This window comes from Tateyamaria sp. Alg231-49, from assembly GCF_900143535.1.
Classification (GTDB): Bacteria; Pseudomonadota; Alphaproteobacteria; order Rhodobacterales; family Rhodobacteraceae; genus Tateyamaria.
The window spans coordinates 279,440-306,407 of sequence record NZ_FRFA01000003.1; the positions used below are offsets into that span (position 1 = coordinate 279,440).

Annotated in this window: 28 protein-coding genes; 12 read left to right on the plus strand and 16 right to left on the minus strand. The window is 57.9% G+C overall.

Annotated elements, in window-relative coordinates:
- Nucleotides 1-34: 34 nt before the first annotated feature.
- The 7 genes from DHN60_RS07300 (at nt 35) to DHN60_RS07330 (ending at nt 6,226) form a co-directional block, all read left to right on the plus strand.
- Nucleotides 35-1,333 carry an NAD(P)/FAD-dependent oxidoreductase gene (locus tag DHN60_RS07300; protein WP_108836614.1) on the plus strand — a complete coding sequence of 433 codons (1,299 nt, stop codon included), beginning with the start codon at nt 35-37 and terminating at the stop codon, nt 1,331-1,333.
- Nucleotides 1,334-2,092, plus strand: coding sequence for a DUF1365 domain-containing protein (locus tag DHN60_RS07305; RefSeq protein ID WP_108836615.1), 759 nt, complete (start codon nt 1,334-1,336; stop codon nt 2,090-2,092).
- Nucleotides 2,089-3,324 carry an MFS transporter gene (locus tag DHN60_RS07310; protein ID WP_108836616.1) on the plus strand — a complete coding sequence of 412 codons (1,236 nt, stop codon included), beginning with the start codon at nt 2,089-2,091 and terminating at the stop codon, nt 3,322-3,324. Before DHN60_RS07305 ends, DHN60_RS07310 begins: the two co-directional genes overlap by 4 nt.
- 1 nt (nt 3,325) lies before the next feature.
- The gene (locus DHN60_RS07315) at nt 3,326-3,907 is read left to right on the plus strand and encodes a DUF3833 family protein (RefSeq protein WP_108836617.1); all 582 of its coding nucleotides are present in this window, start codon (nt 3,326-3,328) and stop codon (nt 3,905-3,907) included.
- Complete coding sequence (locus tag DHN60_RS07320) at nt 3,904-4,641, plus strand: SDR family oxidoreductase (RefSeq protein WP_108836618.1); 738 nt, start codon at nt 3,904-3,906, stop codon at nt 4,639-4,641. The genes DHN60_RS07315 and DHN60_RS07320 overlap by 4 nt, the downstream gene beginning before the upstream one ends.
- 92 nt (nt 4,642-4,733) lie before the next feature.
- Entirely contained in the window at nt 4,734-5,612 is an 879-nt protein-coding gene (locus DHN60_RS07325; protein WP_108836619.1) for a phytanoyl-CoA dioxygenase family protein, read from the plus strand.
- Nucleotides 5,612-6,226 (plus strand): HD domain-containing protein, encoded by a 615-nt coding sequence (locus DHN60_RS07330; protein WP_108836744.1) that lies wholly within the window; start codon nt 5,612-5,614, stop codon nt 6,224-6,226. The genes DHN60_RS07325 and DHN60_RS07330 overlap by 1 nt, the downstream gene beginning before the upstream one ends.
- A 120-nt stretch (nt 6,227-6,346) precedes the next feature.
- On the opposite strand, the gene DHN60_RS07335 is transcribed toward DHN60_RS07330, so the two are convergent.
- The 9 genes from DHN60_RS07335 to puuE form a co-directional block, all read right to left on the minus strand.
- On the minus strand, nt 6,347-6,844 hold the full coding sequence (locus DHN60_RS07335; protein WP_108836620.1) for a hypothetical protein: 498 nt from the start codon (nt 6,842-6,844) through the stop codon (nt 6,347-6,349).
- A 113-nt stretch (nt 6,845-6,957) separates the two neighbouring features.
- Nucleotides 6,958-8,190, minus strand: a complete 1,233-nt coding sequence (locus tag DHN60_RS07340; RefSeq protein ID WP_108836621.1) for a DNA recombination protein RmuC — start codon at nt 8,188-8,190, stop codon at nt 6,958-6,960.
- Entirely contained in the window at nt 8,187-9,983 is a 1,797-nt protein-coding gene (gene mutL, locus DHN60_RS07345; protein WP_108836622.1) for a DNA mismatch repair endonuclease MutL, read from the minus strand. Before mutL ends, DHN60_RS07340 begins: the two co-directional genes overlap by 4 nt.
- A gap of 76 nt (nt 9,984-10,059) precedes the next feature.
- Nucleotides 10,060-11,268, minus strand: a complete 1,209-nt coding sequence (locus DHN60_RS07350; RefSeq protein ID WP_108836623.1) for a urate hydroxylase PuuD — start codon at nt 11,266-11,268, stop codon at nt 10,060-10,062.
- Between the two features lie 255 nt (nt 11,269-11,523).
- Nucleotides 11,524-12,015, minus strand: coding sequence for a cytochrome d ubiquinol oxidase subunit II (locus DHN60_RS07355; RefSeq protein WP_255415560.1), 492 nt, complete (start codon nt 12,013-12,015; stop codon nt 11,524-11,526).
- Nucleotides 12,016-12,212: 197 nt separating this feature from the next.
- A complete protein-coding gene (locus DHN60_RS07360) occupies nt 12,213-13,532 on the minus strand; it encodes a uracil-xanthine permease family protein (RefSeq protein WP_108836624.1) in 1,320 nt (439 codons plus the stop codon).
- Between the two features lie 47 nt (nt 13,533-13,579).
- A complete protein-coding gene (locus tag DHN60_RS07365; protein ID WP_108836625.1) occupies nt 13,580-14,068 on the minus strand; it encodes an ureidoglycolate lyase in 489 nt (162 codons plus the stop codon).
- Nucleotides 14,055-14,867, minus strand: a complete 813-nt coding sequence (locus DHN60_RS07370) for a bifunctional allantoicase/(S)-ureidoglycine aminohydrolase (protein WP_108836626.1) — start codon at nt 14,865-14,867, stop codon at nt 14,055-14,057. Before DHN60_RS07370 ends, DHN60_RS07365 begins: the two co-directional genes overlap by 14 nt.
- A complete protein-coding gene (gene puuE / locus DHN60_RS07375) occupies nt 14,864-16,285 on the minus strand; it encodes an allantoinase PuuE (protein WP_108836627.1) in 1,422 nt (473 codons plus the stop codon). The genes DHN60_RS07370 and puuE overlap by 4 nt, the downstream gene beginning before the upstream one ends.
- A 62-nt stretch (nt 16,286-16,347) precedes the next feature.
- On the opposite strand from puuE, the gene uraH reads away from it, so the two are divergent.
- Nucleotides 16,348-16,707: a hydroxyisourate hydrolase gene (uraH, locus tag DHN60_RS07380; RefSeq protein ID WP_108836745.1), complete on the plus strand. Its 360-nt coding sequence runs from the start codon at nt 16,348-16,350 to the stop codon at nt 16,705-16,707.
- On the opposite strand, the gene rsmD is transcribed toward uraH, so the two are convergent.
- Nucleotides 16,704-17,249: a 16S rRNA (guanine(966)-N(2))-methyltransferase RsmD gene (rsmD, locus tag DHN60_RS07385; RefSeq protein ID WP_108836628.1), complete on the minus strand. Its 546-nt coding sequence runs from the start codon at nt 17,247-17,249 to the stop codon at nt 16,704-16,706. The two genes, uraH and rsmD, sit on opposite strands and share 4 nt — an antisense overlap.
- Entirely contained in the window at nt 17,246-18,448 is a 1,203-nt protein-coding gene (locus DHN60_RS07390; protein ID WP_108836629.1) for an NAD(P)/FAD-dependent oxidoreductase, read from the minus strand. The genes rsmD and DHN60_RS07390 overlap by 4 nt, the downstream gene beginning before the upstream one ends.
- An 86-nt stretch (nt 18,449-18,534) precedes the next feature.
- Here DHN60_RS07390 and DHN60_RS07395 point away from each other — a divergent pair, with 86 nt between their 5' ends.
- The gene (locus DHN60_RS07395; RefSeq protein ID WP_108836630.1) at nt 18,535-19,023 is read left to right on the plus strand and encodes a peroxiredoxin; all 489 of its coding nucleotides are present in this window, start codon (nt 18,535-18,537) and stop codon (nt 19,021-19,023) included.
- Nucleotides 19,024-19,082: 59 nt separating this feature from the next.
- Here DHN60_RS07395 and DHN60_RS07400 read toward each other — a convergent pair whose 3' ends face one another.
- Both DHN60_RS07400 and DHN60_RS07405 read right to left on the minus strand, forming a co-directional pair.
- Nucleotides 19,083-19,376 carry a 4a-hydroxytetrahydrobiopterin dehydratase gene (locus DHN60_RS07400; RefSeq protein ID WP_108836631.1) on the minus strand — a complete coding sequence of 98 codons (294 nt, stop codon included), beginning with the start codon at nt 19,374-19,376 and terminating at the stop codon, nt 19,083-19,085.
- Nucleotides 19,373-20,560 carry a GNAT family N-acetyltransferase gene (locus DHN60_RS07405; protein ID WP_108836632.1) on the minus strand — a complete coding sequence of 396 codons (1,188 nt, stop codon included), beginning with the start codon at nt 20,558-20,560 and terminating at the stop codon, nt 19,373-19,375. The genes DHN60_RS07400 and DHN60_RS07405 overlap by 4 nt, the downstream gene beginning before the upstream one ends.
- A gap of 203 nt (nt 20,561-20,763) precedes the next feature.
- On the opposite strand from DHN60_RS07405, the gene DHN60_RS07410 reads away from it, so the two are divergent.
- Nucleotides 20,764-21,576 (plus strand): glycosyltransferase family 32 protein, encoded by an 813-nt coding sequence (locus DHN60_RS07410; protein ID WP_108836633.1) that lies wholly within the window; start codon nt 20,764-20,766, stop codon nt 21,574-21,576.
- Nucleotides 21,577-21,626: 50 nt separating this feature from the next.
- Here DHN60_RS07410 and DHN60_RS07415 read toward each other — a convergent pair whose 3' ends face one another.
- Nucleotides 21,627-22,394 (minus strand): glycerophosphodiester phosphodiesterase family protein, encoded by a 768-nt coding sequence (locus DHN60_RS07415; RefSeq protein WP_108836634.1) that lies wholly within the window; start codon nt 22,392-22,394, stop codon nt 21,627-21,629.
- The gene (locus DHN60_RS07420) at nt 22,391-22,849 is read right to left on the minus strand and encodes a RidA family protein (RefSeq protein ID WP_108836635.1); all 459 of its coding nucleotides are present in this window, start codon (nt 22,847-22,849) and stop codon (nt 22,391-22,393) included. Before DHN60_RS07420 ends, DHN60_RS07415 begins: the two co-directional genes overlap by 4 nt.
- 465 nt (nt 22,850-23,314) lie before the next feature.
- Here DHN60_RS07420 and DHN60_RS07430 point away from each other — a divergent pair, with 465 nt between their 5' ends.
- Complete coding sequence (locus DHN60_RS07430; protein ID WP_234423564.1) at nt 23,315-24,079, plus strand: VacJ family lipoprotein; 765 nt, start codon at nt 23,315-23,317, stop codon at nt 24,077-24,079.
- Nucleotide 24,080: 1 nt separating this feature from the next.
- Nucleotides 24,081-24,668, plus strand: coding sequence for a phospholipid-binding protein MlaC (locus DHN60_RS07435; protein ID WP_108836637.1), 588 nt, complete (start codon nt 24,081-24,083; stop codon nt 24,666-24,668).
- A 10-nt stretch (nt 24,669-24,678) separates the two neighbouring features.
- Here the strand turns inward: DHN60_RS07435 and DHN60_RS07440 are convergent, their stop codons facing one another.
- Complete coding sequence (locus DHN60_RS07440) at nt 24,679-26,841, minus strand: transglycosylase domain-containing protein (RefSeq protein WP_199913642.1); 2,163 nt, start codon at nt 26,839-26,841, stop codon at nt 24,679-24,681.
- Between the last annotated feature and the right edge of the window lie 127 nt (nt 26,842-26,968).

Sequence of the window (26,968 nt, forward strand, 5' to 3'; positions counted from 1 at the left end):
GAACAGCCAAGACACACAGGGACTCCCGCCGCTTATGCCTTTTGAACATTCTGCCGCCATCCGCAAACGTATCGCAGTGATCGGAGGGGGCATTTCGGGGATGGGCGCCGCCCATATGCTCGCCGCCGACCACACTGTTACCCTGTTTGAATCTGAACGCCGTCTTGGCGGTCACGCGCGCACGATCATGGCGGGCAAGAACGGCGATCAGCCTGTAGATACAGGCTTTCTCGTGTTCAACTACGCCAACTATCCGCACATGGCCGCACTGTTTGATGAACTGAGTGTGCCGGTCGTGAAATCAAACATGAGCTTTGGAGCCTCTATAGATGGAGGTCGCCTTGAGTATGGGTTGGCCAGCCTTGACGCGCTGTTTGCGCAACGCACGAACGCCTTCAATCCTCGTTTTCTCGGCATGGTGCGGGATATCGTGCGCTTTAACCGCAACGCTTTGCGCGTCGCGAACGAAGATCGGACGCGCACGGTTGCGCAGTTCTTGGATGTTTTGGGCACAGGCCATTGGTTCCGGGACTACTACTTGCTGCCTCTCAGCGGCGCGATCTGGTCAACACCAACCGAAAAAATCATGGATTTCCCGGCCCATGCGATGATCCAGTTCTTTGAGAACCATGCGCTGCTTAACACGACTGGCCAACACCAGTGGTACACAGTCAACGGGGGGTCTATCGAATATGTCCGCCGGCTTGAGGCCGCGATGCGGGCAAATGGTGTCGACATCCGTTTGGGGGCCCCCATTCAGTCGGTGCGCCGCACTGGGGCGGGTGCTCATGTCAAAGCTTGGGGCGGAGAGTGGGAAGACTTTGACGAGGTCGTCTTTGCGACCCATTCTGATGACAGCCTGTCGCTGCTGGAAGACCCATCGGACGCCGAAAGCGCCGCGCTGGGTGCTGTAAAGTACCAGCCCAACGATATTGTCCTGCATCGCGACGAAAGCATCATGCCCAAACGGCGCCAGACCTGGTCCAGCTGGGTCTACACCGAAGACGCCCACACTCAAAGCGATCGAATTGACCTCACCTACTGGATCAATTCGCTACAGCCTGTGCCAATGGATGACCCCCATTTCGTGACGTTGAATTCCAACCGCGAGATCAAGGACGAGCTGATCTATGATCAAACAGTCTTACGTCACCCTGTCTACGATCTGGCCGCACTTGCCGCTCAAGACACCCTGCGTGCCATGAATGGTTCAAAAAACACGTGGTTCTGCGGCGCATGGATGCGTCACGGGTTCCACGAAGACGGGCTGTCCAGTGCTGTGGACGCGGTGCGTGCGATCAACCGGACCCCCAGCCTGCTGGTGGCTGCATAAATGGCCGCGACGGTCGATCATATTTCTGGCGTTACCTATCACGGGCGCAAAGGGGCAATCACAAACGCCTTTCGCTATTCCGTGGACTACATGCTGTTGGATGCCGAGGCCTCTGTCACGACCCCATCCTTGTTTGCCCGCAATGGGCGCAATTTGATGGCGCTGGATGACATCGACCATGGCGGACCGCCCAAGGATGGGCGTGGGGCCGCTTGGGTGCGCGATGTTTTGCAATCCCATCAAGTGACCGGCGTCGCCCGAATTGAACTGCTCGCCCAGCCCAAAGTGCTGGGCCACGTTTTTAACCCGGTAAGCTTTTGGTTGTGTCGGCGGGATGACGAGGCGTTGATCGCGGTGATTGCAGAGGTGACCAACACGTTTGGGGACCGTCACAGCTATCTTGTGCATCATTTCGACCTGCGCCCCATTGCGCCGGAAGATCGGTTGCAGGCGACCAAGATCCTGCATGTGTCTCCGTTTCAGCCTGTCGAGGGCGGGTACGAATTTCGTTTTGACATCCGGGACGACCGTATCGGCGTTTGGATCGACTATTCCCGCGGCCAAGGTGGTCTGATCGCCACTTTGACAGGCAATCGCACTGCACTCACAAACGGCTCGATCCTGCGCGCCGCTGTGCGCCGCCCGCTCGGCGCGCGCCGGGTCCTGGCGCTGATCCACTGGCAAGCCCTGAAATTGTGGATCAAGCGTGCAGTCTATCGTGCGCGCCCGTTGCCGCCATCGGATGAGGTGTCGCGGTGAGCAACACGCGACACCATGGCCTATCGGCCTATGCGGTGTTTGCCGCATTGCTCGCTTCGGCGGGTCTGCCGATCTATATCCACGCGCCAAAGTACTACGTGGATGAATACGGCGTGTCGCTGGCCGCGTTGGGGGCCGTGTTGTTTGGCCTGCGCCTGCTTGACGTGGTGCAGGACCCGCTATTCGGACGTCTTAGTGAGGCTCTGCGCAGCCGTCGGGGTCTGGGCGTGCTGATTGGGTGTACTGTCATGGCGCTGTCGATGCTGGGCCTGTTCGCGGTGCAACCTCTGCTGCCGCCACTGATCTGGTTCGCACTTATGCTGACGGGGGTCTTCTCTGCCTTCAGCTTCCTCACCATCAACTTTTATGCCCAAGGGGTGGTCAAGGCTGATCACCTGCCCGGCAACGGCCATTTGTCGCTCGCGCGCTGGCGGGAAACTGGGGCGCTTTTGGGCGTGTGTGTCGCAGCCATCGCACCGGTCATGCTGGGCGGGATCATGGGTGCACCCTTTGCTGGGTTTGCGGTCGGGTTTTGCGTTCTTGCCCTCGCCGCTGTCGTTATGATGCGGGGCGAATGGGTGAACGACGGCCTGCCACCGTCTGTAGGTTTTCGTGCCGTGTTGAACGACACACTGGCCCGTCGCCTGCTCCTGATCGCACTGGTCAATGCAGCACCGGTTGCAGTGAGTTCGACGCTATTCCTGTTTTTCGTCGAAAGTCGCCTTTTGGCACCGGGGTTCGAAGGACCGCTCTTGCTCCTCTTCTTCCTCAGCGCTGCTGCTGCTGCACCCGTCTGGGGCAAGCTGGCAGAGCGCTACGGCACCAAGCCTGTGTTGCTTTTCGCCATGGTTCTGGCCATCGCGGCCTTTGGAGGGGCGATGACCCTTGGGCCGGGCGACTGGGCAGCCTTTGCAGTCATATGCGTGCTGTCTGGGGCGACACTGGGGGCAGACCTCACGCTTCTTCCGGCCGTGTTTGCGTCGCGTATGGCGCGCATCAGCCCATCGGCCGCAGAAGGTTTTGGCCTGTGGTCCTTTGTTTCGAAATTCACGCTGGCCTTTGCCGCTGTCACCCTGCTTCCGCTTTTGGAAAACGCAGGCTTTGACAGCGCGGCGGCCAGCAACACGCCCGAGGCGCTTGCGCTTCTCACGCTGCTTTATGCAGCCGTGCCTTGTGGCCTCAAACTTGTCGCCATCCTGCTGTTGGCGACCACAGATTTAAAGGAGACGTGACATGGACGGACTGACCTATGCACTGATCGGTGCTGGCGTGATCCTCGCGCTCAACTGGGCGTGGACGCGCTATGCCGGTTTTCTTGCGCAAGCGCCCGAAGACTACGCTGCAGACGGCACGGTGTTCGACATTCGTACCCACCTGAACGGCCCGATCATCTGCGAAGGTGTCATTTACGGTCCAACTGGCCGGGTATCATCGCGTTTTGTGGGCGAGTTTGACTGCAACTGGGACGGCAATCGTGGGGTCATGAAAGAACACTTCCGCTATGACGATGGGTCCGAACAATCCCGCGCATGGGACCTGACGCTTGGCAATGACGGGCGCATCCGCGCGCTGGCTGAAGACATTCAGGGCGAAGGAAGCGGTCAGCAAAAGGGCAATGCCGTACAGCTGAAATACCGCTTTATCCTGCCCGAAAAATCCGGTGGACACGTGCTGGACACTGTCGATTGGATGTATCTGGCGCCCAACGGGACCATCGTTAATCGCTCACAGTTCCGCAAATACGGGATTAAAGTGGCAGAGTTGGTCGCAACCATGCGCCCAGCCCCGGCAGCAGAAATGAAAGAAGCGGCATGAGCAACACTGATTTGCACGGCAAACGCTACTGGATCGTCGGGGGTGGCGACGGGCTGGGCAAGGCGCTGGCCCATCATATGAGCCGTGCAGGTATCGAAGTCGTTGTTTCATCACGCGGAGAAGACAAACTGACCGCGCTGGTTGATGAATTGCCGGGCAAGGCATCATACCAAGTCGTCGACATTGCCGACGATGCAAGCGTCAAAGCCGCCGCCAAAGCGGTTGGTGATATCGATGGTGTGGTATTGTTGGCGGGCGTGTACTGGCCATTCTCTGCGCGCAAATGGAATGCGGAACAGGCTGTCGCCATGGCCGACATCAATTTCACAGGTTTCATGCGCGTGTTGGGTCAGATCGTGCCGAAGTTTGTGGAAAAAGACGCGGGCCATATCGTGATTACCTCGTCCCTGACCGGGTTTCGCGGCCTGCCCGGATCCATCGGCTACACCGCGTCCAAGGCCGCCACGATGTCTTTGGCCGAATGCATGCACGCCGATCTTCGCAAAACTGGTGTGCGGGTGCAGGTGGCCAACCCCGGCTTTATCAAGACACAGCTGACCGAGAAAAACGATTTCAACATGCCCTTCATCATGGAACCCGAAGATGCAGCGCGTGAAATGTTCGAATTGATGCTGACGGATCGGTTCAAGAAGAGCTTTCCAACGCTGTTTTCGCTGCTGTTCCGAGGATCGCAATTCTTGCCGGATTGGGCCTACTACCGACTGTTTTCCTGATCAGAACCGACGCCCTGACGTCGTGCACAGAACAGAATTTGCGCCTTGATCAAGGGACCCTGACGACCCGACCGGACGTTAAGGGATCCGTCATGCTTGATACTATGACACTGAAGAACGGGCGTCTGACACAGCCCCAAACTGAAAACTACTGGCGCGATGGATTTCTCTTCCCCCTGCCAGCGATCAACCCAAAGGCCGCCAGCGCGGCGCGCGCCGAGTTGGAAGAGATTGAGAACACCTGGCGTACCGCCGACCTGCCCCATCCCTTAAACACCTACAAACGCGTCAACGCGCATGTCGTCATGCCAATGGCCGCTCGCCTCGCACGCGACCCCGCCGTGCTGGACGTCATCGAGGGCATCCTTGGTACTGACATTCTGATCTACTCCACAGAGTTTTTCATCAAAGAGCCCAACACACGCCAGATCGTCTCTATGCATCAGGATCTCACCTATTGGGGGCTGGGAGCCATAGATGGACTTGTGACCGCATGGATCGCGCTATCACCCGCAACGCCCGCTTCGGGCTGCATGGACTTCGTAGCCGCAAGCCACAAGAACGCCATTCTTGAACACGAAGACAGCTTTGACCCCGATAACCTGCTTAGCCGGGGGCAGGAGGTCAAAGTGGATGTTGCGGAATCCGACAAGACCTCGATCGAGATTCACCCCGGCCAGATGAGCCTGCATCACGGGCTGACCATTCATGGCTCTGGTCCAAACACAACAGATGACCGACGCATCGCCTGCGTTGTGCGTTACATCCGCCCGGACATGGCCCAACAAGTCGGCGGTCAGGACTTTGCCATGCATGCACGTGGTGATGACAAATTCGGCAATTTCACTCATGTACCAGCGCCGGCACATGCCTTTGCACCCGAGGCACTGGCGCTCTATGACCGGATACGCAATGTTCAGGCGCAGATCATGATGAAAGACGCCAAGGGCTCAACGGAGATTTACGCATGATGGACCACGTAAAATTCACCGCGATGAAGGATGGCGATCGCGAGGATTATACCTTTCTGACAGAACACGAAGTGGCGTTCACAAAAGGCACGGCGGATCGTCTGCTGACAGCGCTTGAAACGCTGGACGAAGGGTTGTCAGGCTATCAGATCACGCGGCTGGGTCACTCGCTGCAATCTGCCACGCGCGCATGGCGTGATGGGGCGGACACGGACTGGGTGGTGGCCACGTTGCTGCACGACATCGGCGATATCTTTGCCCCCTATAATCACGACGAATACGCCGCGAGCATCATTAAACCCTTTGTGCGTGAACAATGCACATGGGTCGTAGAAAAACACGGCGATTTCCAGATGGTCTATTACGGACACCATGTGGGCGGCAATCAGCACAAGCGTGACGCTTATGCGGGACACGCCTATTTCGACGACTGTGCGACGTTTTGCGAACGCTGGGACCAGTCCAGTTTCGATCCGGACTACGACATGCTGCCACTGGATCACTTCCGCCCAATGGTACGCGAGGTGTTTGCGCGCAAGGCATATGATCCGGCCGTGATGCAGCCCGGCGTTCGGGTGCCATTGGTGGATGCCGAGGTTGCCAGCGAGCGATAACTTTAGGCGAAGGCACCACGTGCAGTTAGTGTTTCAGGCAAAGCGTCCCGCTTGCTCAAGGCGATAAACGCCAAGTTCGCGCCCATTTTGGCATTTGGCGTTCTTAAAGCAAAACTGTGCTTATTGGCTTTCCGGAGCAGGTCCTACGGTCAGTAATCTGTCGTTGCTCCAAACAAGCGCTTCGTAACAGACCTCAGCACCAGCACCGCCGCACCAGCCTCCATCCCGGCCAATCAAGAGGATCCGATCCGGGCCCCAGTCGACAAGTCTCCAGCCGGTTGCCTGCCATGCCGTTACCGTCCCATCAACGATCAGGTTCAACATACAGCCACCCGAACCGCAGTAGAGCGAAGCAGCCGAAGAACAGGCGTATTTGCTTTCATCAACGAGCTCCGCCGACACCTTGCCAAATTGTGAGCCAAGTTCGATCTCGCTCACGGCTTCACCCACATTGAATTCACCATTTTCGAATGAACTGCAGTCAGCCGCTGCGCGGTCGATCAAACCTTGAGCCTCAGGCGAGACTGCAAACGCTGAAAGCGTGCTCAAAATGACTGCAAAAAATGCGCCAAAACCTACTCGCATTGCGAACGCCTCCCTGAATAATTCTGACAGCATATTGGGGCGTGCGCGGAGCTATCGCAAGTCTTGCTGCCATTCTCAGTTCCGGAAGCGACAGGCCATCGGGTCGAACTTAGATCCCGCTAGTCGTCAAAACGGCCAAACCGCCTTTACTCCGCAGCAGTATCCTTGAGCGGCAACACAGGTTGTTCTTCCAATTCCTCAAAGTCAAAGTTGTCGAGTCGATTGGCCCGTTTGCCCGCCTTATCGGCACTGATCTTTATGTCTTCGATGTCCTTGGACGCCTGCGAAAAGTGGCGATCCAGATTTCCAACCCGTGTACCAAGACGATCAACGTCTTGCACCAACATCGACAGTTCTTTTCGGATTGCCCCAGCCTGTTCACGCATCCGCGCATCCTTGAGAATGGCGCGCATCGTGTTCAGCGTGGCCATGCAAGTGGTCGGCGACACGATCCAGACACGCGCGTCGAACCCGGCGCGCACAAGGTCCGGGAAATTCGCGTGCAACTCGGCATAGACCGCCTCAGACGGCAGGAACATCAGCGCGCCATCTGCGGTTTCGCCCTCGATGATGTATTTTTCCGAGATGTCAGAGATATGCTTTTTCACCGCCACCTTCATCTGAGCGACAGCAGCCTTAAGCGCATGATCAGAGTCTGCCGCGCGCAAGGCCTCGTAGGCCTCCAGCGGGAATTTGCTGTCGATCACAATGGGTCCGGGCGGGTTTGGCAGGTCAATCAAGCAGTCCGCACGTTTCCCGTTCGACAGGGTGTGTTGCAGCGAATAGCTGTCGCTCGGCAGCGCCTTGGACACGATGTCGCGCAGTTGGATTTCGCCAAAGGCGCCCCGTGTTTGTTTGTTGGACAAGATGTCCTGCAGGCTCAGCACATCGCCGCTCAGCTTGGTGATATTGTCCTGCGCCTTGTCGATGGCGGCCAATCGTTCCTGCAGCTGGGTCAGACTGGTCGTGGTCTGTTTGGACGATCCGTGCAGCGTCTCTTTCATACGCTCTTGCATGTCGGTCATGCTGCGCTGACTGCGCAGCGCATTGTCGGCCAGCCTGTCCTGCATCTGTTGCTGGACGACCGCCAGCCGGGCCTCAACCGTTTGTGCAAGCTGCGCCTGCCCAATGGTGGCAGTGTCTGACACAGTCTGGATCGAGGCGCGCAGCCCTTCCTGGCCCTGTGCCAGACCCTGCACATGCTGGCCAAGATAGCCCAACTGCTGGGCCAATGGTTCAGAGGCGCGCGCCGAGCGTCCAGCCGCACGCAATGCCGCAATCAGCAGAACAACGATGAGCAATAGCACGGCGGCACCGATTAGAGCTGCCAAGACAAGCGGATCACTCATGCCCAGCGTTATGTTGCCAATCTGGATCATGTACGCCCAAACAACCGTTCGATGTCGGCCAATTTGAGTTCGACATAGGTGGGCCGCCCATGGTTGCACTGGCCAGAATGGGGTGTTGCCTCCATCTCGCGCAACAGCGCGTTCATCTCTTCACCCCGCATCCGGCGGCCTGAACGGACAGAGCCGTGACAAGCAACGCGGGATAGGATTGCTTCAATCCGCGCCTGAACAGACTGGCTGGACCCAAGGTCAGACAGCTCGTCCAGAATGTCGTGGATCATGGCAGACGCATCGACCTCGCCCAAGATGGCCGGTGTTTCGCGCACGGCAATCGCGTCCCCGCCGAATGGTTCGATGCCAAGGCCTGCTTGCGCCAGCCCGTCCGCTATTTCTAGCAATGCCTCTCTGCCCCCCGGTGACAGCGTGACGATTTCCGGGATCAGCAAGGCCTGCGCCGCGACACCGTTTTCGGCCATCTGGCGTTTGAGTTTTTCATAGACCAAGCGTTCGTGCGCGGCGTGTTGATCCACGATAACCATACCCGTCGCTGTCTGCGCCACGATGTAATTCTCGTGCACCTGCCCGCGCGCCACGCCAAGGGGCAGATCGGTCGGGTCCACCTCAATCGGCGTTTCGACGACCTGAGCACTGAAATCCTGTGCCATCTCGGCAAAGCCTGTTGATCCGCGCGGACCAAGGCTGGGCCGGTCCATCTGGTAGACGCGTGGGGCCATCGGTTCGGGCTGCATTGCGCCAAGGGTGGCGCTGGCCACCGTCGAGGAGGCTCGGTGTCCAGCTTCTGCCAGAGCATGGCGCAAACCAGACACGATAAGCCCACGTGCCAGACCCGGATCGAGGAACCGCACCTCTGATTTGGCGGGGTGGACATTGACGTCGACGAGTTGCGGATCGCAGTCAACGAACAGCGCTGCCGCCGGGTGGCGATCGCGGCTGAGGAAATCGAAATAAGCGGCGCGCAAGGCACCCGTCAGCAGCTTGTCTTTGACGGGGCGCCCGTTCACGAACAGAAACTGCGCCACCGCTGCGCCGCGCGAATAGGTAGGAAGGGCGGCGTATCCTGTCAGGTGCAGCCCCTCGCGCTGTGTATCGATGGGAATAGAGTTTTCAGCAAACTCGCCCCCCAGTACGTCAGCCAGTCGCGCACGCAAGGCGGCCATTGGATTGCCTGTCTGCGCCTCTGTCTTGAAAACGGTGCGCGGATCGCCGCTCACGTCACGCAATTCGAACCGGATAAATGGTTCAGCCATGGCCAAGCGCTTGATCGCATCCGTGATCGCCTGTGCTTCAGCGCGGTCAGTGCGCAGGAACTTCAGGCGTGCAGGCGTGGCGTAAAACAGATCACGCAGAGTGATCACGGTGCCGGAGTTCAGGGCCGCCGGTTTGACCGTAGATGTGACGCCTCCTGCCACCGTTATCTCTGCGCCGGGCTCGCCGGGCACCCGGCTGGTGATCGTCAAACGGCCCACCGCGCCAAGGCTTGGCAGTGCCTCACCACGAAATCCGAAAGTGTGGATGTTGAGCAGATCAGACCCATCGATCTTTGACGTCGCGTGGCGGCTCAGGGCAAGCGGCAGGTCGCTGGCGGCAATCCCACACCCATCGTCGGTGACACGGATCAGGGTTTTTCCGCCACCCGAGACATCAATAGCGATCCGGCGCGCGCCCGCATCTATTGCGTTTTCAACCAGTTCCTTGACGGCGGATGCAGGTCGCTCGACCACTTCACCTGCGGCGATGCGGTTGACGGCTGCGGTATCGAGTTGCCGGATCACAGGACGTATGTTGGGGGTCTGGTCGTTCATCCCACAAGACTTAGCATGAGTGGGCGCGATTCGACCACACCTAGCAGCAGGACAGACGACACATCGGCCTTGCGGTTCACCCGTCGATGGCGGCCTTGTACCACGCGACAATTGCGGCGCGCTCCGCGTCTTCCATGTAGCTCAGATTGGCGGGCGGCATGGCATGGCTGATCCCAGATTGCAGGTAAACGGCGCGGGCGTTGCGGGTCAGATCCGCTTCTGTTTCCAGCGCCACGCCTTTTGGTGCCCATAGCAGTCCCGACCAGACCGGTTCGGCGGCATGGCACATGCTGCAACGCCCCAGCACGATTTCGTGCACCTCTTCGAACCCTTCGGCTTGCGCAAACCGTGCAACCCGCTGCGCCTCTTGGTTTGGGCTGGGGGCGACACTCAGCCAGACAATCGCGATAAAGATCAATGCGGTCACTGCCCACGTCCAGTGCGGATTGCCCTGACGGGAATGGTGCGTGTTGAACCAGTGCCGGATCGTGACCCCCATGAGGAAAACAAGGCTCGCGATGATCCAATTGTACTCACTCGCAAAGGACAGCGGGTAGTGGTTGGACAGCATCAGGAAGATCACCGGCAGGGTGAGATAATTGTTGTGGGTCGAGCGTTGCTTGGCAATTTTGCCGTACTTTGCGTCTGGGGTGCGTCCCTCCATCAGATCCGACACAACGATTTTTTGGTTGGGGATGATGATGAAAAAGACGTTGCCCGACATGATCGTGGCCGTGAATGCACCCAGATGGAGCAAGGCCGCGCGCCCTGTAAACACCTGCGTGTAAAACCACGCCATGGCCACCAGAACAGCAAACAGGGCCACCATAAGGGTGGTCTGATTGGCGTTTACGAACAAGTTGCACAGCTGCGTATAGGCCAGCCAGCCAAAAGCGAGCGAGGCGAGCGAAATGCCAACCGCCTGCCAAGGCGCGAGGTCCATAACGTTGGGGTCAACCAGATAGAATTCAGCACCGAGGTAGTAGACTAACACAAGCAGGACAAAGCCGCTCATCCACGTCCAGTAGCTTTGCCATTTATGCCAGATCAGCCCGTCGGGCATGCCTGCCGGCGCCACGAGGTACTTTTGAATGTGGTAGAACCCGCCCCCGTGGACCTGCCATTCTTCGCCATCTGCGCCGCTGGACAGGTTGCGATCCCGGTGCAGCCCAAGATCAAGCGCGATGAAATAAAATGAAGACCCGATCCAAGCGATGGCCGTAATGACGTGCAACCAACGGACAGCGAATTCGGCCCAAGCGCCCAGTGCGGCCAGATCGTACATGTTGTGTTACCCCTTTGCTCTTGCATAGCAGAATAGCAGGGGTACGCGGAGACGAAAGGGCTGAAGGGGCTCTGCCCCCGGCCTTCGGCCTCCCCCGTGGTATTTTTGGTCAAGAGATGCTCAATCGTAGCGCTGCCCGACCGCTTTTCCCCTGAACACCCAGCGCTGTGTATCCGCCGATCATCGGCAGTACGAACACTGTGCCGACAAGGATTATGAACAGGCTTTCCGGTGCGCTCGCTGCCTCATAGATCGTCAGTTTTCCGGGACCACGTAAAGATAAAACGAGTATGCGAGCCCGCCAAACGCCAGAATAAACAGGCTGATGGCATAGCAGAACGGTGCCCGCGCACCTTTGCCCGTCGTGTTGGGCAGGCGTTGCAGGGATCGCCACGGCATCCAGACCAGCACAGCCGACAAGAGCGGCATTGGCGTCTGCAGAACGATTTCCGGGTAGGTGAACCATTTGTCGAAAACCCCGGGGCTGACCAAAGGTTTCGCGAGCGATACCGCCCCAAGAACAAGGGCCAGACCCCAGATCCTGCCTTGTGCCCAGTCGACCGCCTTGGCTTGAAGGGTGTATTCGGTTTTCAGGATCAGCCAGCATGCGCCGATAATGGAATAGGCCACCAGCAGCAGACCAATGGCGAGTACCAGCCATGTTTCATTCGCGTTCCAGAATGAGCCAATGGTCGCAACCATCATGTCCTTTTCTTCATTCGAGGCGAAAGGGAATAAAATCTCCACACCCAGTTCAAAGCGGAAAAAGCTTTATTCGATGCACTACAAATAACAAATGGATCGTCGATATCAGCGCAGCTGCGACAGCATGCCGATGCCACACCGGTGCGCGTTTCGTCGCGGCGTTTTAAAAGCGGCCAGTGGTCCAAATGCAAAGAGCGGAGGCGTTGCCCCCGCTCTTTAGACACAGCATGAATGCTGTCTTAGATCTCTTCTGGCAGGACCAGATTGAGGATGATGGCCACCGCAGCCGTTGGAGCCACAGCAGATGTCATCAGAGTTTTGACCACACCGGGCAGGTACTGGACTGCCGATGGGACAAGGTTCAGGCCTAGACCGGCTGCAAGTGACACGGCGATGATCACCATGTTGCGGCGGTTCATCTTGACCTCGGTCAACACGTTAAGGCCAGCGGCCGCCACCATGCCGAACATCACGATCACACCACCCCCCAGCACGGGCAACGGCATGGAAGCAATCACGGCACCAATCTTGGGGATCAGACCACACAGGATCAGGAACAGCGCGCCGATGGTGACGACATGGCGTGACATGATACCAGTCATGCCAATGATGCCGACATTCTGGCTGAAGGATGTGTTTGGCAGGCCACCAAAGACCGCAGCAACAGCGGTGCCTAAACCGTCCGCATATGTCGCACCGGCGATTTCCTTGTCCGTCGCATCACGCCCGGCACCGGCCTTGGTCGTCGCCGACGCATCACCCACCGTTTCAATGGCGGACACAACGCTAACAAGGACCACAGCGATCACCGCGCCAAGGTTGAACTCAAAGCCATAGGGCAACGGCTGTGGCGTGACAAATAGCGCAGCATTCGCGACCGCACCAAAGTTCACCATGCCCAAGGCAATGGCGAGCAAATAGCCGACGACCAGACCAATCAGAATACCCGCATTTGAAAGGATACCCTTGGTGAAGAATTTAAACAGCAAAGCGACAACAACGACTGTGAGGGCAACGCTCCAATGCATAAGCGAGCCAAAGCTCTCGGCCTCCATTTGGAAGGGTGCCGCCCCACCAGCCGCGTATTTGATCGCAACCGGAATAAGATAAAGGCCAATGGCCAAGATCACGAGGCCGGTCACCAACGGTGGAAAGAGGAAACGCAGGTGCTGAATGACGGAGCCAAGAAAGAAGTGGACCACTCCGCCGATCAGGCACGCAGTAAGCGCGACGCCCAGACCTTGGGTGGCGGCGATCCCTGCGAGCACACCTACAAAGGCAAAGCTGGTGCCCTGCATAATCGGCAACCGCGCGCCCACAGGGCCAAAACCGACGGTCTGGAACAGCGTCGCAATGCCTGCAAACAGCATCGCCATCTGGATCAGATAGACCTGCTCTGGCCCACCAAACGCAAGGCCCGCAGCCCCCGCCACGATGATCGAGGGCGTCACATTCGATGCGAACATGGCCAGCACGTGTTGCAGGCCCAGCGGCACCGCCTCGGCCAGAGGCGGCGTATCATTTGGGTCTGAGTAATACCCATCAGTCATGTTAGTCATTGTTCATTGTCCCTGTTTCTCGCCGTCTTATATGCGGCTGAGAAAAGTTATGAGACGACGCGATAGGGCGGATCAAGTGAAAACTCTTGCAGGTTCGCGCCGGGGCCAATCCTGTCCACTACTGCAAACAATCCGGGCGCATGCAGCGGAGTGAGCACGCCATGCCACGTCCCACGATGCAGATTGATGCCCTGACCGGGGGCCGTCAGGAACGCCACAGGCTGGCCAGGCACGCCGTGGTCGTCCAAAGCGACCGTGACCAGAAATGAGTGCTCGGACATTGGAATGAACGCCTGACTGCCCTCTGGGTGCCGTTCCAGCAGATCAAGTGTATAGGGCAGTGCACGTGGCGTGGCCTTGAACAGGCTCACGCCTGCCTGCCCGTCCCCAAAATCCATGCGCGCACGGTCATGAAAGCGGCCGCACATGCCCGCATTGATCAACTTGTCCGGGTCTCCGACACACTCAAGCACGTCACCAAAGGGCGCAAATGCCTCTGCGGTCAAAGGTTGGCATTGAATATCAGAGCGGAACATGCCGGTTCACATCTTTGTAGAGCATGTAGCGAAAAGGCTCCGTTCCTGTTGCGATACAGGCCTGTGGGCAAAACGCACGCAACCACATGAAGTCACCGGGGCCCACACTGACCCAATCCGTGTTCAGCAGGTATTCGGCAGTGCCTTGCAACACATATAGCCCGTGTTCCATCACGTGCGTTTCGGCAAACGGAATGCGAGCGCCTGGCAGAAAGTTCACCAGATTGACGTGGCAATCGTGGCGCAAATCCAGAGGATCGACAAAACGCTGCGTGGCCCACGCGCCATTGGTGCCGGGCATGGGCACTGCCTTGACGTCCGTCTCGTGCGTCACAATAGGTTCAGGCAGCGTCAGCCCGTCCCCCTGCACATAGCGTTTGCGAACCCAATGGACGCCGCAGGGCACGTCGCCCCGGTTGAAAAGAGTCCATTGGGCCCCCGAAGGGATATAGGCGTAACTGCCCGGCGTCATAACGTGCACGGTCGCCCCAATGGTCAAATGCGCTGTCCCCTTGGCGACGAACAGGATCGCCTGTGCATCCTTGTCAGGTTCGGGATCATTGCTGCCTCCCTCGGGCGCAAGCTCGATGGCATATTGGGCAAAGGTTTCAGCAAAGCCCGAGAGGGGCCGCGCTAGTATCCATGCACGCGTGCCAGCCCAACCAGGCAAGAAGGACGTCACGATATCCCGCTGGGTCTCGGCAGGGATCACAGCATAGGCTTGGGTGAAAACTGCAGTGCCCACAGGTGATTTATCTTGAGCCGGATGGCCTCCGGGCGGAAAAGCATAAGTGCTCATTCCATGTCCTCCAATCGCAATCGCGCGATGCGTTCGACCTGCTTGCAGGCCTCTGTGAATTCGGTCGCGGAATCATTGCCGATCCGGCGCTCAAAAGCGCGCAGAATGCCCGCCTTGTCATGATCCTTTACCGCGATGATGAAGGGAAAGCCGTGTTTGGCCACATAGGCGCTGTTTTGGGTGTCGAACTGGTGGCGTTCGTCATCCGTCAGTGCATCAAGGCCCGCGCTCGCTTGCTCGGCCGTACTCTCATCCGTCAGCCGCTTGGCCGCTGCCAACTTGCCCGCGAGGTCGGGGTGGGCCCGCAGAACTTCCAACCGCTGATCGTCGCTCGCGGCACGAAACACGCGACACAGGGCGTTATGCAGGCCCTGAGCAGAATCGTGCGCTGGCCCAAGTTCCAGCGCCCATGCGCCTTCGGCAATCCAAGGCGAGTGTTCAAATATCCCGCCAAAGGTCGACACGAAGGCCTCTTGCCCCAACAGGTGCCAGTTGTGACGGCGTTGAGGGGGATGCGTGGCCGCCCAATGCGCCGCAATATCTGTGCGACGGGCGCACCAGACCCCTTCAAACCCATTTATGTACTCAATGAATTTGCGTAGCGCCTGCACCCGACCCGGACGCCCTATAAGGCGACAGTGCAGACCGATGCTCAGCATTGCTGGGCGTCCTGACGTGCCTTCGGCATACAGCGCATCAAAACTGTCCCGCAGGTAGGCAAAAAACTGATCCCCTGCATTAAACCCCTGCGGTGTGGCAAAGCGCATGTCGTTACAATCAAGCGTGTAGGGGATGATCAGCTGATCGCGCCCATCGGCGTCGATCCAATAGGGCAGATCATCGTCATAGGTGTCGCTGATCCAGTCAAAGCCCCGCTGCGCAGCCAAGGCCACCGTGTTCACCGAACAACGCCCGGTGTACCATCCCATCGGACGCGCGCCGGTGACTTCGGTGTGCAGTTTGATGGCCGCATCCATATCGGCGGCTTCGTCTTCAGGTGTGTGATCCTTGTAGTCGATCCATTTCAATCCGTGGCTGGCGATTTCCCAGTCGGCCTGCTGCATCGCCTCGACCTGCGCCGGATTGCGCGCCAGGGCTGTTGCGACGCCGTAGACCGTGACCGGCACGCGGGTTTCGGTGAACAGCCTGTGAAGCCGCCAGAACCCCGCGCGCGCGCCGTAGTCATAGATGCTTTCCATATTCCAATGGCGTTGTCCGGGCCACGGGGCGGCGCCTACAATCTCTGAAAGGAACGCTTCGGACGCCGCATCGCCGTGCAACAGGCAGTTTTCGCCGCCTTCTTCATAGTTCAGCACAAAAGACACAGCGATCCGCGCCCCACCGGGCCACGCCGCATCGGGTCGATCGGCCCCGTGCCCATGAAAATCGCGCGGGTAACGGGGGCTCTTTTCAGCCATGGACTTCCCTTTGAAATCAGAGTGAGATGCGCACAATCTGGGCGATGATGAGGCGGGATGCAATGGCTACAGGATATCTGACGACGCATGTACTTGATACGGCGCGCGGTGTGCCTGCAAACGGGATCACAATCGCGCTTTACCGGGTATCGGGCAATTCACACCGCAAAATTGCCGAAGCCGTCACAAATGTGGACGGGCGCACAGACACACCCATCCTGCCCGAGGGCAAGATGACGGCGGGCCAGTACGAACTGATCTTTTTCTGTGGTGATTATCTGGATGCCCACGAACTGAATAGTGACCCGGTCAAGTTCCTCGACCAGATTCCGATCCGCTTTGGGATCACGGATGAGGACGCCCATTACCACGTGCCATTGCTGTTATCGCCCTATGGCTATTCGACCTACCGCGGCAGTTAAACGCGTTCAATCAGCGTGATCTGAGATGTTCCAAAACTGCGCTGATCAACCGGCCCGAACCCCTCTGGAGGGACCATTGCCGCGCTTTCTTCCCAAACCACCAGTGCCCCGGGATTGAGCCAGTCGCGCACAGCAATGAGCGCACGTTCCCCCAAGCCCTTGCCATAGGGTGGATCAAGAAAGACAAGATCAAACGGTGCCCCGTTCCATGCGGCAAGACGAGTGGCGTCGCCGCGCATCACCTGTGTCTCATCCTGCGCTTTCAACTTGGCGATATTGTCTGTGATCAACCGCTGCCCCACACGACCGTTTTCAACAAAGACTGCAGCCGCTGCCCCCCGCGACAATGCCTCTAAGCCCAGCGCGCCGGTACCCGCAAACAGATCAAGCACATGTGCACCATCAATCACGCCGCGGCTCGCCAGCATCGAAAACAGCGCCTCACGCACGCGGTCGGGAGTGGGGCGCAGGTGCGCGCCCGGATCGCCTTTGCCAACGCCAGTCAAAGGCACCCCACGCCAACGCCCGGCGATGATCCTCACTTGAGCAGTGCCTTCAGGTCACTGGAGGGATCGGCGATGACATCCGCGTCAGGGCTTTTGCCAGCCTCAATCAAACGTTTGCCAATCATATACCCGCGCGGGTCGTTGGCCGCATCCACCGCCAACAGCGTTTCGCCTTGATAATACCAGAACGACTTGGCGCTGCCGCCATCACGGGTCACCACGCGGTCATAGCCGGTGTTCAGGCCTGCGATCTGCAGTTTTACGTCATACTGATCCGACCAGAACCATGGACGGGCGGCATAGTCTTTGCCCGCCCCAAGGATGTTTTCAGCGACACATTCCGCCTGATCAATGGCGTTGGGCACGCTTTCTAGCCGGATACGCCCACCGCGGTACGGGAACGAGGCGCAATCGCCTGCGGCCCATACATGGGGGGCAGATGTGCGCCCGTGAGTGTCGGTCGCAATGCCGTTGTCGATTTCGATACCAGCAGCCTCAGCCAGCGCTGTGCCGGGAGCAATACCGACACCGACAATGACGAAATCCAAATCCAAGGAAGTGCCGTCTGACAAAACAGCGCCAGACACCGCGCCGTCGCCCGTCAGATGGTCAAGGCCGACCCCTTCACGGATATCGACACCATGCTCACTGTGAAGCGTTCGGAAAAAATCACTTGTCTCAGGCGCGGCGACCCGCTGCAGGATACGGTCCGCCATCTCGACCAGCACGACCTGCAACCCCAGCTTGGACGCGACCGAAGCGGCCTCAAGCCCGATATACCCGCCGCCCACAATCAACACCCGTGCGCCAGAGGTAAAGCGAGGGGCCATCGCATCAACGTCCGACAAATCGCGCACCACAAAAACACCTTCCAGATCGCCGCCAATGGCGGCTGGCAAATGGCGCGGGACGGACCCTGTGGCCAGCACAAGATCTGAATAGGTCAGCACATCGCCATCAACGGTGACGGATTGAGCGTCGGTATCAATGCCCGTCACTTCAGTGCCCAAACGCAGGTCAATGGACTGATCCGCATAGAACGCTTCGGGGCGCAAGAACAGACGCTCCAACGGCATGTCGCCCATAAGATAGGCCTTGGACAAAGGTGGGCGCTGATAGGGGGGCACAGGCTCGGCCCCGACAAGAGTCACTTGCCCCTCAAACCCACCATTGCGCAGCTTGGCGACACAGGATGCTCCTGCCTGCCCGGCCCCGATCACAACCACATGATCCATCTATTTTACCTTTGTTCTCGCCCTTTGCCGACGCTCAACTATATCGCAGATCAGTAGCGAAGCAATTCCAAGAAAGGCCTGATTACATGGCAATCTCCCAAGGCGACACACTTCCCGAGGCAACTCTGGTCTATATGGGCGACGAAGGTCCGGCGACAGTCGCGCTAAGCGACAAGACAAAAGGGCGCAAAGTTGTAATTTTCGCCCTGCCCGGCGCCTTTACCGGGACGTGCAGTACCGCCCACGTCCCCAGTTTTATCCGCACCAAGGACGCGTTTGCAGCCAAAGGCGTCGATGAAATCATCTGTATCTCTGTCAATGACCCTTTCGTGCTGAAGGCGTGGAGCGAGTCTACCGGCGCAGGTGAAGCCGGGATCACGATGCTTGGGGATGCCGAAGCGGTCTTTACCAAGGCGATGGGGCGAGATTTTACTGCGCCGCCCGCAGGCATGATCAACCGTTCGAAACGCTATGCGATGTTAGTCGAGGACGGCATCATCACGCTATTGCAGGAAGAAGAAAACCCTGGCGTCTGCAATGTTTCTGCCGGGGAAGGCATGCTTGACGCCATGTGAGGCAGAGCCAATTCAAACATATAGCAAAAGGCCCCGGATCGGGGCCTTTTTCCTTTGGATCAGACCAGCCCGTCCATCTTGCGTGCCAGCTTGACGTCCAGCGGGCTGAGTCCATCGACATCATGGGTGGTCAAAGTCACCTCAACGGTCTTGTAGACGTTCGACCATTCGGGGTGATGGTCCCACTTTTCCGCCCACAGCGCGACACGGGTCATCCAGCCAAAAGCATCCACGAAATTGCCAAATTGAAAGGTCTTGTGGATCGCATCCCGGCCGTCAACTGTAGTCCAGCCTGTCTCGATCAATGGCGCAAGCAACGTGTCCCGGGTTTCTTCGCTTAAACGTTCTGTCATTGCTGTTCCTCTATCTCGACCCGCTTGAAGGGGCCGTACTCTGTCAGAATTTCGATCTCTTCCTCGACCGCCTCCCGCTCGGCTTGCAGGTAGTTGGCGATGGCGTCAGCAAAACCGGCGTCATTGACCCAATGCAAGCTGTACGTCTGCGTTGGCAAATAGCCGCGCGCCAGTTTGTGTTCACCCTGCGCTCCGGCCTCGACCCGCGCCAATCCTTGGTTAATGGCGATGTCGATGGCTTGATAGTAACACAATTCGAAATGCAGGCACGGGTGATGCTCGGTGCAGCCCCAATATCGGCCGTAAAGAGTCTGCGCGCCTATAAAGTTCAACGCCCCAGCCACATATCGCCCATCGCGTTCGGCCAGAACCAGCGCCATATCATCGCGCAGTGTTTCCTGAGCGATGCGAAAAAATCTCCTTGTGAGGTACGGCGTTCCCCATTTTCGTGCGCCCGTGTCCTGATAAAACTCCCAGAACGCATCCCAGTGTTCAGGTCGCAAATCGTCCCCGGAAAACGTCTGGATGGAACCGCCAAAGGCCTGCGCCTGCGCGCGTTCTTTCCGCATGTTCTTACGCTTGCGACTGCTCAGGGTCGCCATGAAAGCATCGAAATCCGCATACCCATCGTTTAGCCAATGAAACTGCTGTGTGGTGCGCGCCATCAGTCCCAAATCTGCGCCCGCGTCACGCTCGGCTTCGGTGCAAAAGGTCACGTGCAGTGAACTAAGGCCGTTGTTGTCCGCCAGCTGCACCGCCCCCTGCACAAGGGCCGACAACCCGGTCTCGGCAAAGTCTGGATGGGTCAAAAACCGCCGCCCCGTAGCAGGGGTATGAGGCACTGCGATCTGTAGCTTCGGGTAATACCGACCACCTGACCGTTCGTAGGCATGGGCCCAGTTGTGATCAAAGATGTATTCGCCCTGAGAGTGCCCCTTGGCGTACATTGGGGCCACGCCAATGGTCTGGCCCTGCATGATCGCCTGTAGGTACTGTGGCTGCCATCCAGTACCGGGACCGACCGAATTGCTGTCCTCCAACGCTTTGAGAAAACGGTGAGTTGTAAAAGGATCATTGGGGCGGCCACCCTCAACCGCCTCCGGACAAGCGCACGCATCCCACGTCTCCGCGTCGATGGCGTCAAGGCTGGGCAGGACCCGAATTTCGATCTCTTGCTCGGACACGGAGGTTCCTTATGGGCTTTCGCTATTCAAAATGTGTCACGGGTGCGAAGGATCAACCGGGATGGGCCGCCAAGTACCCTTCAAGCTTTATCTTTTGTTCGATACGGGGCAAGTAGTTTTTCGGGGAAGATGGCCTCCACACGTTGCGTTGCTTGGACCAATTATCTACGTTAATTAGCCAAGAATATTGAGGCGCATTTATCATGACAATGCATCGCATATCAGCCAAAACCGCATTCAAAAGTCGACCTTTTGCGTATGTCTTCAGCCGAATGGTGAAAATATTTGCCAATGTGATGAAGCAATTTTTTCGCCTTCATTTCTGGATGTTTCCTGACAAGCGGTTTGAAATCCCGTCTTACAGCCCCCCGATTTGGCGATCGAAAAAGGCTGTCGGAATTCCGAGGACGGTCTGGCAGACAAACTACTCTGACAAGGTGACCTTGGCGGTTTACTTCGCCAACCGTTTCAACCGACTTCTGGCACCGACTTTTGAGTTCTGTTTCATTAACGATGATGAGCAGATCGCATTTATTGCTGAAAACTACCCCGAAGAGGTGAACGCCGCATTCACACGGCTTCAAATCGGAGCCGCAAAGGCGGATTATTGGCGCGTTCTGACGTTGATCAAAAAGGGTGGCGTATACTTGGACATCGACGCGAACCTAGCTTCGCCCCTGGAATGGACGCTTCGAGACAACTCGAGTGAGCTGTTTATCATTGACCGCAAAGGCCTGGTAACGAACAGCTTCCTAGCTACGGTGCCAGAAAATCCGATCTTTCACCGCATTGCGGACCAAATACGCCAGAATATCGCTGACCCTAAGCAATCTGATGTCTTTCACATGACCGGTCCGGGCGCCGTGTGGCAAGTCCTTGAAGACTGTTCCTACAACTCATGCTCGTACCGATGCGTCAGTCATCAGGGACAGTTCAATAACCCCACTTTGCAATACCCGGACAAAGGTCGGGGCAAATGGTGGCAAGAGCAAAACGAGCGAGACATCCGAAAGTAGCCGCGCGGCATTTAGCTGTCGCGCTTCAATGTGGGACGCGGGTGCGCAGATCAGCCAGGATGGGCCGCCAAGTACCCTTCGAACGTCACATTTTGGGCGATCTTGCGCGCCTCTGCCTCTGCTTTCGGCGATTTGATGGTCCAGCACAGAATATCCGCCCCTGCTGCCTTCAATTCCGCCACGCGCGGGCGGGACAAGTCCGCAGCGTCGTGGCTGACAAAGCTGGCTTTGACACGGTCGTAGTCCGGGATAGCACGCAAAGCCTCGCACGTCGCCCGAGACAAGGGCCAGTCTTTGGGATTATAGCCACTGGTTACCAGACCCCGCGGGACATCGGGGCAAAGTTCAGCCATGCGGGCGACAGAGTGCGGATTGAAAGACATCACAGCCACAGGGCCCGCGTAGGCCTGCAATGCCTTCGCCACCGCTTCCTCAAGCGGACCGATCTGCTCTCCCATTGCGCCGTCCTGATCCTTGATCTCAATCAGCACCGGAACCTGTCCTGCGACCAAAGCAAGAATTTCCGGCAAGGACGGTATCCCTTCTGATCCGCCGCGCAAAGTCGTTTGCGCAAGGACAGATGCCGTCCGTGCGCGCACTGAACCACTGGCTTCAGCCAACCGGTCAAGGGCATAGTCGTGAAAGACCATGGCGGCGCTGTCCGCTGACAGTTGCACGTCGATCTCAATGCCATAACCATGGGCAATGGCCGCCGAAATCGCCGCGCGGCTGTTTTCGGGTCGCCCGTCGGTCACATCATGCAAGGCACGATGCGCCAACGGTGTGGTCAGAAAAACGGGATCGAGTCGGGGCCTCATTTGATCTGAAAGATGCCTTCGATCTCGACCGCGACGCCAAGGGGCAAAGACGCCGCAGACACCGCCGAGCGGCTGTGACGGCCCGCATCGCCCAGTGCTTCGACCAGAAAGTCAGAGGCGCCGTTGATCACTTGTGGTTGTTGTGTGAAATCTGCCGTGGAATTCACAAAACCGGTCAGTTTCACAACCCGCACAAGGCGGTCAATGTCGCCACCGCATGCCGCTTTGACTTGCGCCAAAAGGCTGATGGCACAGGTTTTGGCCGCGGCCGCCCCGGCCTCGACTTCCATATCCGCGCCCAATTTCCCCGTGATCAGCCCATCCGCTCCGTTCGAGATCTGACCCGAAACATAGACAATGTCGCCGATCTGCACGAAGGGCACATAGTTGGCGGCGGGCGCTGGCGCGTCAGGCAAAGTGACGCCAAGGTCGGCAAGGCGAGCGGCAATAGACATGGGTTGATCCTTTCTGGCGATCTGGGTTTGGCGCAGACGCTAGACTCAAGCCATCACCGCGAAAAGGGCGAAAGATCAGGATTCGCGAAATGCCTTGTAGAAATAGCCCCCATCAGTTTGATCAAGTAGATCAAAGGCGCGCGCTCAAAGGACAAACGCAGCCCGCGACTTCGGTGTCGAGCATCTGATCAACTGTGACCGCAGCACGTCGGACTAGATTACATTGATGCGCTGCTTGGACCCTCGCGTGACGGGCAAGTTCGCCTAAACAGCCATCCGATGCGGCCACCTGGCGTTGCGTCAGCATCTTTTCGCTTTCATGAGGATCATTCTTGCCAAAAACGCCTGCTTCCAACCCGGTTTTGTGTAACGCAACAGACACATCCCCATAAATCGGCGTTGCACGCACTGTGCATTTTGCAGACAAACACTAGGTAGTTGTTACGAAATTGCCGGAGATTTTGAGTGACCCTATTTTCCCGCCTGCACCGTGCCACTGTGCTCGTGCTTGTTGTGTCCCTTTTGGGCGCGTGCGCGGGGTCCAATGGCACAGCGATCACGCCCGAAGGGATCAATGACCCCAACGAGAAAGCGAACCGCGGCGTACATGAATTCAATCGCAGCCTCGACCGGGCCTTTATCCGGCCAGCAGGCGTTGGATATACCAACTTTGTGCCCGACGGGCTAGAAGACGGCATCACCAATTTTGCGCTTAATCTGGAAGAGCCCAAAAATGTGGTGAATAGCTTGTTGCAGGGCAATCTGCGCGGCGCGGGCCTGTCTCTTTTCAGCTTTGTAACCAACACAACGCTGGGGTTTGGCGGGATAATCGACGCTACTCGAGAACTCGGCATTCCTGAAAATGACACCGATTTCGGTGAAACGTTGTATGTCTGGGGCGTCGGTGAAGGCAACTATATCGAATTACCGTTTGTGGGACCATCCACCCATCGCAGAACGGCAGGCTTGGTTGTGGACCTGTTTACGAACCCGCTCAGCGCCGTTTTTGACGGCCGTAGCAGATTTTTCTATCTGACCCCGGCCGGCTTCGCATCAGGTCTGTCGGCACGGGGTCGCTTTACAGACACAATCGACTCGGTGCTGTATGAAAGTGCGGACAGCTATGCTCAAGCGCGGCTGATCTATTTGCAAAACCGCAGGTTCAAGCTTGGCGACGCAGAGTCGAGCACCGAAATTGACCCGTTTGAATTGGACACCGAGGGGTTCTGATATGCAGAGACGAAACTTTTTGGCGATAACTGGCGCATCCGCCCTTTTGCCTGCCTTGCCAGCGTGGGCGTTGACCGATGCCAGCGCAAAGAAGTTGGTGGATGCATTGGTGAACGACGTGAACAAAGTCATCACCTCGGGCAAGAGCGAACAGGCAATGTATTCCGAATTTGCCCGCATTTTTGCGCGTTACAGTGACACATCTTACATCTCTGCTTACGCGATGGGGGCTGACGGGCGTACAGCCTCGAAGTCCCAAAAACGAGCCTTTTCCGACGCGTTTCAGAGTTATATCGCGCGCAAGTACGGGCGCCGTTTCCGCGAATTCATCGGCGGGCGGCTTGAGGTGAAATCCGTGCGTCGGGTCAAAAACTGGTACGAAGTCGACACCACCGCGTTCCTGCAAGGAGAGGCGCCTTTCACGGTGACCTTCCACGTGTCGAACCGGACCGGGCGTGATCTGTTCTTCAACATGTTCATCGAGGGCATCAATCTGCTGTTGACCGAACGGGCCGAAGTCGGCGCGTTGATCGACCGCAATGGCGGAAATATCGATGGCATGATCCGCGACCTTAAATCGGCGGGCTAAGCCGGCGCGCTCAGCGATCACGCACGCCCAGTATATCGCGCAACAGTTTTTCGACCAGGCCCTCAGTGGTGCGAGGGATGTCCCTACCTCTTGGTTGGGACGAAGGAGTGTTTTGTTGCTCCGGTCCCTTGGTCTGCACGCCGTCAGGTTCACGCATTGGCAAGGGGCGTGCAGGCACCCCTTCGTGGACACGCACCATCGTTTCGCGCCAGATTTCAGCCGGAAGACCACCGCCCGTCACACCAGTTAGCGGGGTGTTGTCATCATACCCCATCCAGACTCCGGCCACGTAATCGGCTGTGAACCCGACGAACCACGCGTCACGCGCGGCCTGCGTTGTCCCGGTCTTACCCGCAATTTCGCGATCTCCGAACTGAGCCCGCTTACCAGTGCCCTGGCTGACCACTTTTTCCATCATCCAGATTAACTCTGCCGCCGCCTGATCCTGAATGACGCGCTCGCGGATACCACCGCCGGTGCCCATCAGAGGGGCGTCATCCCCCTGCAGGCGCAAATCCACCAGACCATAGGGCGTCACGGATGATCCGCCATTTAGAATACCTGCATAGGCGCCGGTCATATCCAAAAGCGTGCTTTCGGATGCACCAAGCGCCAGTGCAGGCCCATCGGCCAGATCGCTCACGATCCCAAAGTCGCTGGCCACACGGCGCACCAGATCTCGTCCCACACTTTCCGACACTTTAACGGCTGGGATATTCAACGAGTCCTGTAGCGCCTCGGTCAGGGTGACTCTGCCGCGGTAGTCGTTGGTGTAGTTGCGCGGGGACCAGGGACCTGAGCCGGGGATATCAATGGTGAGCGGTTCATCCACAACCGTGGCAAGCGGTGAATACCCCAGTTCGAGCGCTGCGGCGTAGACAAAGGGTTTGAAGGCAGACCCGGTTTGGCGTTCGGCCTGAATGGCACGGTTGAACACGCCAGACGCGCGGGTTTCGCGCCCGCCCACCATGGCGCGCACCGCGCCGTCCGCACTCATCACCACAACGGCGGCCTGCGCCTTAGACCCTTCGCGTACCTTGTTCTCAAAAACGTAAATCAACGCCTCTTCTGCTGCGCGTTGCAGGCGCTGATCCAACGTGGTGCGGATGATCACATCTTCTTGCGTGTTTCGTGTGAAGAACTCGGGTCCCGTCGACATCACCCAGTCGGCAAAATATCCGCCAGCATTGCGTCTGGCCGCAGGGGCAAGGCCAGCGGGGTTCTGTTGCCACTTGGTAACCTCTGCCTCCGACAAATACCCTTGTTCACCCATTAGGCGCAGAATAGTTGCTGCGCGGTCATGTGAGCGTTGCAAATTTGTGGTTGGCGCATCACGCGATGGCGCCGTCAAAAGCCCGGCAATCATCGCAGCCTGAGATGGGTTCAGATCGGATGCAGGAACCCCAAAATACCGCTGAGCGGCCGCCTCTGCCCCATAGGCGCCACCACCCATATAAGCCCGGTTGAGATAGATCGACAGAATCTCATCCTTGGAATACTTCACTTCCATCGCCAGCGCATAGACCGCCTCTTTGGCCTTGCGTTGGATAGACCCACGGCGGCAATCAGCGACGTAGGCTGCCTCGTTTTCCCATTCAGAGGCGACGTATTCCTCGCCCAGACACAGCAGTTTTGCAGTTTGCTGGGTGATCGTTGAACCGCCGTGACCTGACAGCGGGCCGCGCCCTTCGCTAAGATTGATGCGCACCGCACTGGCTACACCGCGTGGGCTGATGCCGAAATGGCGGTAAAACCGCTTGTCCTCGGTCGCAACCACCGCGTTTTTAAGCGCGGGAGAGACTGTTTGCGCAGTCACTGGCCCGCCGAACTGATCGCCACGACGGGCAAATATCTGTTCATCACGATCCAGCAGGGTGACGGACCCACGTGCCCGGCCGTCCACCAGTGCTGATGCATCTGGCAAAGTCGTCCAGTAAAAGCCGACAAAGAGCGCCAGAACGGCACAAGCAGCGGCAGTGACCCGCCAAGTGATTTTCCAAATGAGGCGAAGGAACCAGCGGATCACGCGGGTGAAAATGTTGCCTTTGGGCTTTTTGCGCAGAGCCCGTTTGCGCTTGGCCGGAGCAGCCTTTTTCGGACTCGGCTTTTGGGCCTTGGAACCATAGCGGCGTTCAGCCACCAAAGGCCGCTTGCCCTTTTTTGAATCACGCATCTGACGACCCCTGCCCGGCCTGTTCTTTGGCGCTACCATATCGACTTTGAACTGCATTGCCACGCCTCGACAAATGCGGCGTGCGATTCTTATTTGCTAAAAATTTAGGCAGAACCCCAATTTTGCG